The sequence below is a fragment of the Paenibacillus sp. SORGH_AS_0306 genome (assembly GCF_030819345.1).
In the GTDB taxonomy this organism is placed as follows: domain Bacteria; phylum Bacillota; class Bacilli; order Paenibacillales; family Paenibacillaceae; genus Saccharibacillus; species Saccharibacillus kyungheensis.
Genome location: NZ_JAUTBP010000001.1, coordinates 3,620,490 through 3,634,179, shown reverse-complemented (window position 1 = coordinate 3,634,179; position 13,690 = coordinate 3,620,490). Strand labels below are relative to the sequence as shown.

The 13,690-nt window shown below is 39.1% G+C and carries 11 protein-coding genes; 10 read left to right on the top strand and 1 reads right to left on the bottom strand.

Annotation, left to right across the window (positions count from 1 at the left end; genetic code table 11):
* Positions 1-10: 10 nt before the first annotated feature.
* From QE450_RS15960 to QE450_RS15950, 3 genes are all read left to right on the top strand, one after another.
* Positions 11-784 (top strand): ZIP family metal transporter, encoded by a 774-nt coding sequence (locus tag QE450_RS15960; protein ID WP_307300528.1) that lies wholly within the window; start codon positions 11-13, stop codon positions 782-784.
* Between the two features lie 134 nt (positions 785-918).
* Positions 919-1,665: an alpha/beta hydrolase gene (locus tag QE450_RS15955; protein ID WP_307300525.1), complete on the top strand. Its 747-nt coding sequence runs from the start codon at positions 919-921 to the stop codon at positions 1,663-1,665.
* A gap of 175 nt (positions 1,666-1,840) precedes the next feature.
* A complete protein-coding gene (locus QE450_RS15950) occupies positions 1,841-2,158 on the top strand; it encodes a thioredoxin family protein (RefSeq protein WP_204827062.1) in 318 nt (105 codons plus the stop codon).
* 79 nt (positions 2,159-2,237) lie between these two features.
* On the opposite strand, the gene QE450_RS15945 is transcribed toward QE450_RS15950, so the two are convergent.
* Complete coding sequence (locus tag QE450_RS15945; RefSeq protein WP_273613622.1) at positions 2,238-2,705, bottom strand: MarR family winged helix-turn-helix transcriptional regulator; 468 nt, start codon at positions 2,703-2,705, stop codon at positions 2,238-2,240.
* A gap of 324 nt (positions 2,706-3,029) precedes the next feature.
* Between QE450_RS15945 and def the strand changes: the two genes are divergently transcribed.
* The 7 genes from def to QE450_RS15910 all read left to right on the top strand — a co-directional run bounded on the left by def (position 3,030) and on the right by QE450_RS15910 (position 13,683).
* Positions 3,030-3,605, top strand: coding sequence for a peptide deformylase (gene def, locus QE450_RS15940; protein ID WP_273613621.1), 576 nt, complete (start codon positions 3,030-3,032; stop codon positions 3,603-3,605).
* A 257-nt stretch (positions 3,606-3,862) separates the two neighbouring features.
* On the top strand, positions 3,863-5,668 hold the full coding sequence (locus QE450_RS15935; protein ID WP_273613620.1) for a sensor histidine kinase: 1,806 nt from the start codon (positions 3,863-3,865) through the stop codon (positions 5,666-5,668).
* Positions 5,668-7,203, top strand: a complete 1,536-nt coding sequence (locus tag QE450_RS15930; RefSeq protein ID WP_307300516.1) for a response regulator transcription factor — start codon at positions 5,668-5,670, stop codon at positions 7,201-7,203. The genes QE450_RS15935 and QE450_RS15930 overlap by 1 nt, the downstream gene beginning before the upstream one ends.
* Before the next feature lie 255 nt (positions 7,204-7,458).
* The gene (locus QE450_RS15925) at positions 7,459-8,439 is read left to right on the top strand and encodes an ABC transporter permease (protein ID WP_273613618.1); all 981 of its coding nucleotides are present in this window, start codon (positions 7,459-7,461) and stop codon (positions 8,437-8,439) included.
* Positions 8,440-8,470: 31 nt separating this feature from the next.
* Positions 8,471-9,373, top strand: coding sequence for a carbohydrate ABC transporter permease (locus QE450_RS15920; protein WP_273613617.1), 903 nt, complete (start codon positions 8,471-8,473; stop codon positions 9,371-9,373).
* A 99-nt stretch (positions 9,374-9,472) separates the two neighbouring features.
* The gene (locus tag QE450_RS15915) at positions 9,473-11,164 is read left to right on the top strand and encodes an ABC transporter substrate-binding protein (protein WP_273613616.1); all 1,692 of its coding nucleotides are present in this window, start codon (positions 9,473-9,475) and stop codon (positions 11,162-11,164) included.
* Between the two features lie 101 nt (positions 11,165-11,265).
* Positions 11,266-13,683, top strand: coding sequence for a glycoside hydrolase family 95 protein (locus tag QE450_RS15910; RefSeq protein WP_307300507.1), 2,418 nt, complete (start codon positions 11,266-11,268; stop codon positions 13,681-13,683).
* Positions 13,684-13,690: the final 7 nt, after the last annotated feature.

Genomic DNA, 13,690 nt, shown 5'->3' with positions numbered 1-13,690 from the left:
GAGAATAAATATGTGGAATGCGTTAATGTGGGGTGCGATAGCAGGCTCTGCTGTTTTATTAGGAGCTTTGATTGCCATGTTTTTCAATATGCCCAAGAAGATTATTGGTTGGATTATGGCTTTTGGTACAGGGACGCTTATCGGAGCGGTTGCTTTTGAATTGTTATCAGATGCAGTAGAAGATGGAGGCATCTGGGCAACAGGTATAGGCTTTATGGTGGGTGCGATTATATACACTGCATTTGATCTATACATATCTCGTAAAGGGGGAGCGAACCGTAAACGTTCCTATATGAGCAAGGAAGACTCGTCTTCTTCTAATTCATCCTCTAAAGAAAAGGATGGCGGCAGTCAAAGTGGACTTGGTATATTTGCAGGTACGGTGATGGATGCTATTCCTGAATCCATTATGATCGGAGCAAGTCTGCTTGCAGGTCAGGGTGTAAGTCTGGTATTAGTTATTTCTATTTTTGTCAGCAATATTCCTGAAGGATTGTCCAGTACAGTAGGGTTGAAGCAAAGTCATTATTCACGTGGCAAAATTTTTGGCATGTGGGCTGTTGTTCTGGTGATCTCTGCTCTGGCTTCGATGGCAGGGTACCTATTCTTAGAATTATTGCCAGATGAGATCAAAGCAGGAATCGGTGCTTTTGCCGGTGGTGGTATTATAGCGATGATCTGTTCAACGATGATGCCGGAAGCGTATGAAGATGGTGGCCCGTTAGTAGGGTTGATCGCTTCACTTGGATTACTGACTGCATTGTTGTTAAGTATCGGATCATAAGTCAATATCAATCGATATCTGTGTTTGAAAAGGAGCTTATTCGGTGTACATAACATCGATAAGCTTTTTTTGTCATCTTCTCGATCATTTGGTATACTAATTGATAATGATTATCAGTAGGGGGAGAGAATCGTATGCGAGGAACACTTTTTACCAAAATGTATGCAGGTCGAGACTTGCTGATTTATTTGCCACCTTCTTATGATAAAGCATCGTATCCGTTACCAGTCGTCTATGTTCATGATGGCGGAGATGTATTTGATCTGGTATTGAACGGAACTTTATATAATTTAGAACAACGCTTTGCCGCAGGTACTTTGCCGGAATTAATTCTAGTCGGGATAGCTGCGTACGATCCTTTAGTTGAATATACACCATGGTATGCACGTGCTCTTTATCCAGGGCTGGGTCATGGAGATTTTGGCGGACGGGCGACCGAGTATTTGAATCTGATTGCTCATGAGATTAAGCCATGGATCGATCAGAACTTTTATACAGATAGTCGACCTGAAATGACAGGAATTGTAGGCAAGTCTTTGGGTGGTCTGGTGTCTTTATTTGCCGCCTATGTCTATCCGCATGTGTTTGGCAGAATTGGAATTATGTCGGCTTCGCTCTGGTATGAAGGATTTATTGAATTTATGAGAGAACGTCAGCATCTATCTCCTGATCTGCGTATCTATATGGATATCGGTAATCTAGAAGGCTTGGGGAAAGCGAATCGTCAGCGGTTGATACAGACGTGCACAGATGAAGCGGTAGGTATTTTGATGAATAATCTGGCAGAATCTCATTTCTATTTTGAACGAATCGAAGGTGACGATCATGATCCTGAAACGTTTTATCAGCGTTTTCCTGATCTGACTGGGCTGGTTATTTGATCAAAAAACAGTCGGTTTATTGAAATAATCATCATTTTTAATACACTTTATACACTACATTGTTGCTAAATTACAATAAAGAGCAGATAATAAAGATAGCAACATCTTCATATTAAGAGATTATATTTTGTATTGTTGCTAATTGAATCATCATTTAAAGGAGGATCACTTCCTAATGGAAAGAATAGAATCGGAAGATCAATACCGCAATTTGATTAATGGTAACGACCTTACTGTGATCAAATTTGATACAAACTGGTGCCCGGATTGCAAAACGCTTGACCGTTTTATGGTTGATATTATCGAAAAGAACAATGATAAACAGTTCTTTGCGATGGATGCAGAAAAATTTCAAGATTTGGCAGAGCAAAATGAAGTAAGAGGAATTCCAAGCTTGCTTGTATATCGTAATGGTGAAAAAATAGCTCATTTGCACAGTAAATTTGCTAAAACACCTACGCAAGTTGCTGAATATTTAGCAACAGTAGAGTAATATAAATAAAAACGCCCGGATGGAATATATTCCATTCGGACGTTTTTTATATACAACAGGATACTACAACAGCAATGTCTTAACTTTTTACAGATAATTCGTTTACCGTCAAATCTTTACGCTTCATAATTAAATGTTCTACACTTCTGAAATGTCCTAGTAATTCATGTGCCTCATCATCACTAAGCCCACGAATACTTTCAACTAATTTATTAGACATGATTTTGTACATTCCATCTAGTGCTTCTTCCCCTTTACGGGTAATCGAAATACTCACATACCGACGATCTTGATCGGATCGTGTACGTTCAATCAACTCTTCTTGTCCTAACTTATCGCAGATCTGTGTAACGGCACTGGTAGTCAGACCTGTTGCCCGGACAATGTCTGTACCATATTGACTGCCGTTTGCTAACAAAAAGTGCAGGATATACACTTCTGTAGCATTGGACTTGAGTTGTCGCATTAAGGTAGGGAGCTCCATAATACGTGGCATACGATCCACAAGTGTTAAATAGCTTTTGAGAAGTTCATTAGACGTTTCCAAATTGTAAATCCTCCTTCGATATATATAAATAAAACTCTTAGTTAACTATCATTGTATACTGCACTATACAACTACAATTAACAGTAAAAAACGAAAGTAAATGTGAAAAAGATACTAAGATTTCGATCATTCTTAAAACTTCCTTAACATTATAGTAATTTGTTACCATACTATCGTCAATGCAAATTCGACAGATTGAGACAAGTAAACGTTATCATTGACGTAAAATTGAACATTTTTTATAATTAAATCTAAAATAATGTGATTTGACTATCACTTTGTGTGAATTCCAATCTATGACAAATATAAAGGTGGCTCTATACATTGAATAATTCTTCACTTTCTTTTGTGACGATGGACGAGATTGTGCGTGAAGGTGATCCGATTTTGCGAAAAGTAGCGGAACCTGTGAAATTACCGTTATCTGATGAAGATCGTACACGTGCGAATCGAATGATGGATTTTTTGAAAAAATCGCAAGATGAGAAATTAGCTGAGAAATATGGTTTGCGTCCAGGAATAGGATTATCAGCTAATCAGGTTGGTTGGGATGGAAGAGTGTTTGTAGTCTACTTTACTAATGACCAAGATCGGCAACTTGAATATGTGTTTTGCAATCCCAAATTAGTTAGTCATTCCACAGCAATGGTCTATCTGGAGCACGGAGAGGGATGTTTGTCAGTTGACCGTGATGTAGAAGGATTCGTACCACGGTATGAGAAAATAACGATTAAAGCATTTACACCTGACGGGAAGCCTTTTACATTGAAACTAAAAGGGTTTGAAGCTGTCGTCATTCAGCATGAATTAGATCATTTGAACGGTGTAATGTTCTATGATCATATCAATAAAAAAGATCCAAGCCGTTTGCCAGAGGTTGAGTTTATTCGTCCACTGTAACTATTCATTACAGCTATAGCGGACGGTTGAATCATATCAACTGGATATTATGGATGAAAATGGATTGATATTGTTAATATACTAAGCTATTAATGATATCGGCGAAAAGACTGCTGTTGTGAAGGCAGTCTTTTCAAATTGGTTTGTGATATGATAAATAGAATAAACAAAAACTAGATTTTATGTTATATTATTCTGATTTCTGTAAGCGTTTTATCCAAAACGGCAAACAAATGGTGTAGAAAGTAGGGGGAGTCATGTGGAAGCCGTTGATTGAGCGCATGAATAATGTAAAAATTAAAAATAAATTGATTTTTGCGTATATCTTTATTGTCGCGCTTCCTGTACTAGGCATTGGCGGGGTCGTAGTAGATTATTTTAGACAATCGGCTCTGGATAATGCGATTGAGCAGACCACCAATAATGTAGAACGTGTCAAAAATCAAATGGATACTATGTTGCGTGTACCTATTGATATCTCTAACAAGCTACTATTTGATTCCAGACTAAGTGATGTGGTCAACACACGCTATACCAAAGTATATGATCTGGTTGTCGCTTATCATAATTATCAGGAATTTCAAGAATATCTGCGTTTGTACTCTGAAATATCAGCAATCCGATTTTACACCACTAACAACACTATTCAGAATAATTTGGAATTTATGAAAGTCAGTAATGAAGTACGTGATAGTAAATGGTATCAGACGGCGATCAATAGTCGCAAGATCAATTGGATTTACCGCAATGATATCGAAATTAGTGAAACTAAAAAACTCAGTCTGGTACGCAAAATCAACTTTACCGATTATACGACAAATGGTGTACTCGTTATTGAACTCAGCCAGTCCTATCTTAATTCAATTTTGAGTGCAGAACCATTTGAGACAATGATTTTGGATCATAGCGGTTATGTGGTCGCTGCCAAAGATGTCACTTTAATCGGCAAACAGTTGGGTGACCCAGAGCTAGGCATAAGCTCCGATCTACAAGGCAAAGGAATCTATGAACGTGATGTGAAAGGACAGCTTTCGAATATTGTAGTGGATGAAGTGATGCCTGATAGCAGTGATAACGGGCTAAAAATCATCTCTGTATTTGCCAATGAAAGTATAGTTCGGGATTCGAATCGTATTATTCTGATTGGTACTGGATTACTAATATTGATTCTATGTACTGGATTATTATTTTTATACTTGATCTCACACTTGATTACGCGCCGCTTATCCGGTCTAAGTCGTCAGATGAACAAAGTAGGAACGGGCGATCTAAAAGTCGTCTCTCATATTGCAGGAGCCGATGAGATTGGACAGCTTTCACGAAAATTCAACGATATGGTCGTGAGTATACGAACTTTAATGGATCAAGTATATGAATCGAATGAGCGCAATACTCGCCTGGAAGTGAGTCAAAAAGAAATCAGCTTTAAAATGTTAGCCAGTCAAATCAATCCTCACTTTTTATTTAATGCTCTGGAATCGATACGGATGAAAGCTCATATTCGAGGTGAACAAGAGATTGCGTATATTGTGCGCTTGCTGGGTAAATTGATTCGTAATAATTTAGAGATTGGTATGAAAAATACAACTTTACAAGGCGAAATGGAATTAATTAAATCGTATTTGGAAATTCAAAAGTTTCGCTTTGGTGATCGCTTAAATTATGAATTGCTTATCGATCCTCAAACAAAAGAAATATCGATTCCACCGTTAATTATTCAGCCTTTAGTAGAAAATGCGATTATTCATGGTCTGGAAAGTCGGGAAAATGGCGGATTGATTATTATTCGTACATTACGGATTGAACAAGATGTGATGATAGATGTTATTGATAATGGAGCAGGGATAGCAGAGGAACGTTTGCAATGGGTGAAAAATTCACTCCAAGTCAATGAAAGTCAGGAAGGAGATCGTATTGGATTACGCAATGTACATCAGCGATTGATTTTGTCGTACGGTGCAGCGTATGGGCTTCATATATCCAGTATGCTTGGGGAAGGAACTCAAATTTCATTTAAAATACCAGCCACAACCGATCAATTAATGTCAGGGGGCAATAAATAATGTTTAAAGTGATGATCGTAGATGATGAACCCGCGATTCGTGAAGGACTAAAAACGATTATTAATTGGAATGAGATTGGATTTGAAGTTGTTGATGCTGCGGTAAATGGAAGAGATGCAATTCAAAAGTTTGAGCGCTGGAAACCGGATCTAACGATTATGGATATTCGTATGCCGGGAATGAGTGGACTGGAAGTGATTGAACACATTCGTGAGCAACACCAGCAAGCGCATTTTTTAATTTTAAGCGGACATGCTGATTTTGAATATGCACGCAAAGCATTAGGATTTGGAGTTGATGGATATTTACTCAAACCTGTAGATGAAGATGAAATGCAAGATGAACTTCGTCGTGTACATGGATCTCTTCATCGAGAGCAACAAGATATGATTATCCATATTCCAGAGACTCCATTATCTGAAAAAGTCGAACAATTATTAGTATCTTCATCATCACAACATCAAAGTGCAACTTCGCTTCAGTTATATTGGGAACGTTACCAATTGATTTTGATCGAATGTAGTCATGTGCAAGGCGATGAAAAAGTAAACTTTTTTGCTCAAATGCAAAAGTTGGCTGAATACTCGAATGACGCTTATCATCGTATTGTATTTCGTGCAGGTCCATATATCGGTTTGCTGACAGAGCAAGCGTATATGCAACATCATGAATTAATACAATTGAAAGAACATATCTGGTCATGGTTACATGATGAACCTGAAATGTATCTGGCTGCAAGTCATGTAGTAACAGACCTTGAAGATCTTCGCTTGATCTATGAAGAAGCATCCACATTGATTGCACAACGCTTCTGGTGTGATGATCATGGTGTGATGTCGACAGAACTTGCTGTAGATCGAGCTACCACTGAGCCACTTGCTGACGTTCCTTTGGCAGGAGAATGGTCAGACCGTCTGTATTATGCTGTCGATATTCGTAATGTGGCTGCCGCTGAGCGAGTGCTGGAAGAATTATGTGATATTTCATGGAAAGCTGGATTATCTGAACGTGAAGTGAAAAGTCTTTGTTCGCATGTGTTATCACTGGCTCTTAGCCGCTTGCCAGCAAGTGTACCGGGTTCTGGGGCTGCTGTGCAACAATGCCTGTCTCTAATCCCTGAATTGTACGCTGTATCGACTACCAGACAGATGATTACATTAGTAGTAAGCCGATTAGTACAATTGTTACAGTCGATCAATCATGGCACGCATGAATCGGTAATGAAGCAGATGACCGATTTTATTCAGCGCAATTATAGCGATAACCTCAAGCTTGAATTATTAGCGGAAATATTTAATTACAATAGTGCGTATCTTGGCAAAATGTTCAAAACACACACAGGCGAATCCTTTAACCATTTTCTAGATCAGGTACGGTTAGAGCAAGCCAAATCGTTGTTGGCACAAGGAATGAAAGTACACAAAGTTGCTTCTCAAGTTGGGTATGCGAATGTAGATTATTTTCATAGCAAATTCAAAAAATATACAGGAATTTCGCCGTCTGCCTACCGGGATCAACAAAATGATGATGTATAAATCAGTAGAAAAAGTACAATGAGTTGCGTGGACTATTACCGCTTATAATCCCACAATCAGGTAAAAATTTGACTTTGAAGAACCAAATGTAAGCGATATCTAATTTTTATATGATTTTATGTATAATTTAGAAGGTATAAATAGAAAGCGCTTTCTTTTATAATCGGTATATACCCCTAAGTCGTATGACAATAGGGATGAAGAAGCGGAACCCGAAAGGGATGAGTGATCGATTATAGGAGGGTGGACTGTATTATGGACACAACAACCAAGCGTGCTTCTTCTAATAAAGGAGAGCGAGTATCCAAAACAACGATCAAAAGAGGCGGTGGCTTCTGGAAAGTATTTAAACAGCAGCGCTATCTTTATCTAATGTCACTACCGTTTGTAATCTGGGCTTTCATTTTTAGTTATGTTCCTTTGTGGGGCTGGACAATGGCATTCCAGAATTTTAAACCAGCCAAATCTTTTTTTGATCAGAAGTGGGTTGGATTCGATCAATTTACAGCCTTATTCGCAGATCAACAATTTTACTTAGCTCTGCGTAATACGCTGGCAATGAGTTTTATGGGTCTGATTTTTGGATTTGTTGTTCCTGTTATTTTTGCTATTTTGCTGAATGAAGTCAAAGGCATGTTTTTCAAAAGAACGGTACAGACCGTTTCGTATCTTCCTCACTTTGTATCATGGGTTGTTGTAGCAGGTATTGTAACGAAATCGTTATCGACTGATGGTGGTATAGTCAACGAACTATTAGTATCGATGCATATTATCGATCAGCCGATTCAATTTATGGCTCAAGGGAAATGGTTCTGGGGAATTGTAACCGCTTCAGATATTTGGAAAGAGATGGGTTGGAACACCATTATCTATCTGGCAGCGATCACAGGTATTGACCAGGAACAGTATGAAGCTTCTCGTGTAGACGGTGCTGGACGTTTTCGCCAAATGTGGCATATTACACTTCCAGGTATGCGTACCACGATTACCGTGCTGTTGATTATGTCGATCGGACATTTGGTGAGTATCGGTTTTGAGAAGCAATTCTTGCTCGGTAACAATTTGGTGCAAGATTATTCACAAGTGCTTGATTTGTACGCGTTGAAATATGGATTGGAAATGAACCGTTATTCGTACGGTACGGCTATTAGTATTTTCAACTCGGTGATTAGTATTATCTTGTTGTTTACAGCTAATGGAATTTTCAAGAAAACAACTAAAGAAAGCATTATGTAAATAATCTGTATTCAAAAGGAGGCGGGCGACCATGGCAGCAAACAAAGCTTTTAATGCGACCAGAGGCGATAAAATATTTGATATTTGTAATACGATCGTGATGTTAATGGTACTTGTAGTAACGTTATATCCTTTCTTGAATGTACTTGCGATTTCACTTAACCAATCGACAGATACAGTTCGAGGCGGTATTCATATTTTTCCAAGAGCATTTACATTAGAGAACTATGCCACTATTTTTCAATATCAAGGACTGTTAACTGGAGCATGGATTTCAGTATTAAGAACAGTAATTGGGACAGTACTTGGACTGCTTAGTGCTTCAATGCTAGCCTTCACATTGAGTAGAGTCGATTTTCAAGCTCGTAAATTTATTTCAACATTCTTAGCATTAACCATGTATGTTACTGCTGGATTGGTTCCAACGTTCTTGCTAATGAGAGATTTACACTTGATCGGAACATTCTGGGTCTACGTTTTACCAGGAATCGTGAGTGCATTTAACGTCTTTATTATCCGTTCCTTTATCGATGGATTGCCGTATGCTTTGCAAGAATCAGCGAAGCTCGATGGAGCGAATGATTTCACGATTTATTGGAAAGTTATTTTGCCACTCTGTAAGCCGGTACTTGCAACGATTGCTTTGTTCTTAGCAGTTGGACAATGGAACTCTTGGTTTGATACGTATCTGTATAACGCCAGCAGTCCTGAATGGACAACACTACAGTATGAGTTGATGAAAGTATTGCAACAAAGTACACAGCAAAGTGGTGCTGTGAATGCGAACGATATGGCGAAGCAGATGGCAAGTATTTCTCCTGAATCGATTCGAATGGCGATTACGATTGTCGTTACATTACCAATTCTTATCGTATATCCGTTTTTGCAAAAGTATTTTGTCAGCGGTATGACGCTAGGTGCAGTGAAAGCTTAATATAGCTATCGGGTGGTGTGTCACCACCTTAGCATATACTTATTTCGACCCTGTTCTATGATTGAAGGACTATCTATATTCAAAAGGGAGGCAATTTTAATGCCGAGAAAATTATTCAGATATGCTTTGGCACCGATGTTAGTGGTAGCACTAGCAAGTGTAACTGCATGTGGAAGTTCAGATCCAGTAGAAACAGAAACTTCTGATGTGTCCACACCGATCACGATTTCCTTTTTTGGTTCTGATGCGAATCCAACGTGGAATAATATGCAGGATGATGTTGGTAAAGCAATCACCAAAGCAACGAATGTAACGCTCAATGCTGAATATGATGTAAGTGGTGGGGGTACACAGAAGATTGCTTTGATGACAGCTTCTGGTGACTATCCTGATATGATTACTCCTAAAGGTTCCATTAGTAAATTAGTAGAAGCTGGCGCATTGATCGATTTGACTGATCTTATTAATAAATATGGTCCTAATATCAAAAAAGTATATGGAGACGATTTGGCTCGCCTACAATACAGTAAAGAAGATCCTTCTATCTATGTATTGCCAACCAATGCAGGCGTAGGGCAAACAAGCTTTGACGCAGGTGGCGGCTTTGAAGTGCAAAATGCTGTAATGAAAGAACTAGGCTATCCTAAAATCGAAACAGTTAAAGATTTCGAAAAAGTATTAAAAGAGTACAAAGAAAAAAATCCGACAATCAATGGACAACCAACAATTCCATTATCTCTTAATGCAGATGATTGGAAAATTCAGATTACAGTTACCAACCCAGCATTCTTATCAACAGGTGCACCGGATGATGGCGAATTCTACATCGACCCTGAGACCTATGAAGCACAACTTCATTACAAACGTCCTGAAGAAAAAGAATATTTCCGCTGGTTAAATCATATGTATAACGAAGGTTTGTTAGATCCTGAGACATTCACACAAAAAACAGACCAATATAACTCTAAAATTGCAAGTGGACGTGTTCTTGGTCTAATCGATCAAGATTGGGATTACCAACAAGCTGAAAATGCTCTAAAATCTTCAGGTATGAATGAACGTGCATACGGACATTATCCTGTTCAATTAACAACAGAAACAAAAGATCGTTCATTCCAGGATATCGGTGCACCAGTAGGTTATGGTATAGGGATTACTACTTCTGCGAAAGATCCGATCCGTATTATTAAATTCTTAGATTGGATGTCTTCAGATGAAGCTCAAGTCTTGAATCAATGGGGTATCGAAGGTAAGCAGTACAATATGAAAGATGGCAAACGTGTTATTCCTGCGGATGTCCAAGACATGAAAACAAATGATAATACGAACTTTGTTAAAACAACAGGTGTAAGTGGATATACTATATTTGGTGTTCATTATGGTGATGGAGTAAAAGATCCATCAGGTAACTATTACACTACGAATTTCCCTGAACAAATTATTGCAGGTTACACAGCTTCCGAAAAAGAAACATTAAAAGCTTATGGTGCTACAACATGGAAAGACTTATTCCCGCAAAAAGATGAGTTCCCGGTTAAACCTTGGGGTGCAGCATATAATTTACCAGCACCGGATGATCAAGAATACACAGTAAACTTCCAAAAAGGACAAGATATTGTTCGTAAACGTATTCCAGAAGCGATTTTAGCTTCTCCAGAAGAATTTGATGGCATTTACGATGAAATGGTTGCTGAGTTAAGTACAGAACCAATGAAAAAAATGGAAGCATCGTATACACAAATGATCAAAGATACCGTTGAATTGTGGAGCAAACCTGTCACTGCAAAATAAACATCTTAGATAATTGCAAAAGCTGTGATACAGCGCAAAGAGGGGCTTCGGATTAACGAAGCCCCTTTATGTATGAATTTCAATCAGGAGGTCATATACCGATGGATCAAAATAAGCAGTCGTTATGGAAACTATGGTACAACCAACCTGCACAACTCTGGGAAGAAGCGTTACCGATAGGGAATGGTCGTCTAGGAGGCATGGTATTTGGTGGTATACAGCAGGATCGTATTCAATTGAATGAAGATACATTATGGTCAGGGAAACCACGTGAGACAGTCAATCCTAGCAGTCTAGCTGAGTTATCTCATGTTCGAGAACTTATTTTTGATAACCAATTAGAAGAAGCACAATCGATTATTAACACCAGCATGTTAGGGCACGATACCGAAGGTTATCAACCTGTAGGCGACCTGTGGGTCGATATACAATACCCTGCGACTGAACCTGTAATTACAGATTATCATCGTGAGTTACTGGTAGATCAAGCGCTCACCCGTACATCATGGCAAGCAGATGGACATCGTATTGAAAAAGAAGTATTTGTAAGTCATCCGCATCAAGTGATGGTCTATCGGTTACGTAGTGATGGTCAGCAACCTCTGAATATTCGTGTACGGCTAGATAGTGTACAACCGCATCAACAGTATGCTCAAGATCATGAATTATCGTTAGCTGGCTATTGCTTGCCAAGTATCGAAGACTATCGCCAGATAGAACCACCTTACGCGTATGATGCACAATCAGAGCAAGGTATTCAATTTCATGTAGGCGTCAAAGTGTATGTAGATCAAGGATATATTCAAGCAGAAGATCAGCACTTATCTATTCAAGAAGCACATGAAATTATGATTGTATTATCAGTCGTTACTAATTTTGAAGGATACGATCAAGTCCCGGGAAGTAGCGGACGTGTATTAGCAGAAGAATGTGTAGCTATTCTCAATCAAGCGGGAAGTATCAGATACCAGTCATTGTTAGAACAACATCTAGCAGATTATAGTAGTCTGTTTAATCGGGTAGAGCTTCAATTAGAAGATGAACAACAGCTGTTAGCATCCGATAAAAGTATAAATGACCAAGAATTACCAACCGATCAGCGACTGCAACAATATCAACAGCATCGTCATGATCCAGATTTAGAAGCGTTATATTTTCATTATGGAAGATATTTGTTAATCTCCTCGTCCAGACCTGGAAGTGAGCCAGCTAATCTACAAGGGATATGGAATGAACATGTACAAGCTCCGTGGAATAGTGATTACACCACGAATATCAATACACAGATGAATTACTGGCCTGCTGAAGTGTGTCAGCTTTCTGAATGTCATCAACCGTTATTTCGTATGATAGAAGATCTGAGTGTAAGTGGTCAGGAAGCGGCGAAAGTTCATTATGGAGCCAAAGGGTGGACGACCCATCATAATAGTGATCTCTGGCGCTTGGCTGTTCCGACTCAAGGTGATGCAAGCTGGGCATTCTGGCCTCTCGGTGGAATCTGGTTATGTGCGCATCTGTGGGAGCATTATGAATATCATCGTGATCTAGACTTTTTACGGGAAACGGCTTATCCGATTTTGAAAGAAGCTGCTAGGTTTGCACTGGATTGGTTGGTTGAAGATCGTGAAGGCTATTTGGTTACTGTTCCTTCGACTTCACCTGAAAATAAATTTCTAACCGCTTCTGGAGAAGTATGTAGTACATCAGCAGCATCTACGATGGATATGACATTGATCCGCGAATTATTAGATCACTGTATCACCAGCACAACATTGCTTGAAGTCGATCAAGATTGGGCAACTGAGCTACAAGACACTTATAAGCGCTTATATCCTTTTCATATTGGTCGTCATGGTCAATTACAAGAATGGTACCGGGATTATGAAGAGCATGAACCAGGGCATCGTCATGTGTCTCATTTGTATGGTCTGTATCCCGGGCATGAGATTAATCGTTATCAGACACCTGAGCTAGTAGAAGCTGCTCGTATCTCACTAGAACGACGTATTCAGCATGGCGGAGGACATACCGGATGGAGCTGTGCTTGGCTTATTAATCTGTATGCTCGTTTGTTGGATGGAGAGACTGCACATGAATTTGTAACTACGTTATTATCGCGTTCTACATATCCGAATCTGTTTGATGCTCATCCTCCATTTCAGATTGATGGTAATTTTGGTGGAACCGCAGGTATTGCTGAAATGTTGCTTCAAAGCCATTTACAAGAACTACATCTACTGCCTGCGTTGCCAGAAGTATGGAATAAAGGATTTGTGAAAGGGCTACGGGCACGTGGTGGATATACAGTAGATATGCACTGGCAACAAGCACAACTGGTAGAAGTGACAGTAGAATCGCAGTTTCATGGAACCTGTCGCTTAGTGAGTTCTATTGCTCTGCAATTGGAAGATCCATTAACAGCTTCTACATTGACTGAACCTGATGAGCAACAAACTGATTTTGTGCTGGAGTTTACTGCGGAAGCGGGAAGAAGTTATACATTACATGCAAAGGTCTAAAATTCGG

What these genes read in the sequence shown, in the direction of transcription:
- QE450_RS15920 (WP_273613617.1), top strand. Translation starts at nt 8,471, where the DNA reads ATGGCAGCAAACAAAGCTTTTAATGCGACCAGAGGCGATAAAATATTT.
- QE450_RS15915 (WP_273613616.1), top strand. Translation starts at nt 9,473, where the DNA reads ATGCCGAGAAAATTATTCAGATATGCTTTGGCACCGATGTTAGTGGTA.
- QE450_RS15955 (WP_307300525.1), top strand. Translation starts at nt 919, where the DNA reads ATGCGAGGAACACTTTTTACCAAAATGTATGCAGGTCGAGACTTGCTG.
- QE450_RS15935 (WP_273613620.1), top strand. Translation starts at nt 3,863, where the DNA reads ATGTGGAAGCCGTTGATTGAGCGCATGAATAATGTAAAAATTAAAAAT.
- QE450_RS15925 (WP_273613618.1), top strand. Translation starts at nt 7,459, where the DNA reads ATGGACACAACAACCAAGCGTGCTTCTTCTAATAAAGGAGAGCGAGTA.
- QE450_RS15950 (WP_204827062.1), top strand. Translation starts at nt 1,841, where the DNA reads ATGGAAAGAATAGAATCGGAAGATCAATACCGCAATTTGATTAATGGT.
- QE450_RS15910 (WP_307300507.1), top strand. Translation starts at nt 11,266, where the DNA reads ATGGATCAAAATAAGCAGTCGTTATGGAAACTATGGTACAACCAACCT.
- QE450_RS15930 (WP_307300516.1), top strand. Translation starts at nt 5,668, where the DNA reads ATGTTTAAAGTGATGATCGTAGATGATGAACCCGCGATTCGTGAAGGA.
- QE450_RS15960 (WP_307300528.1), top strand. Translation starts at nt 11, where the DNA reads ATGTGGAATGCGTTAATGTGGGGTGCGATAGCAGGCTCTGCTGTTTTA.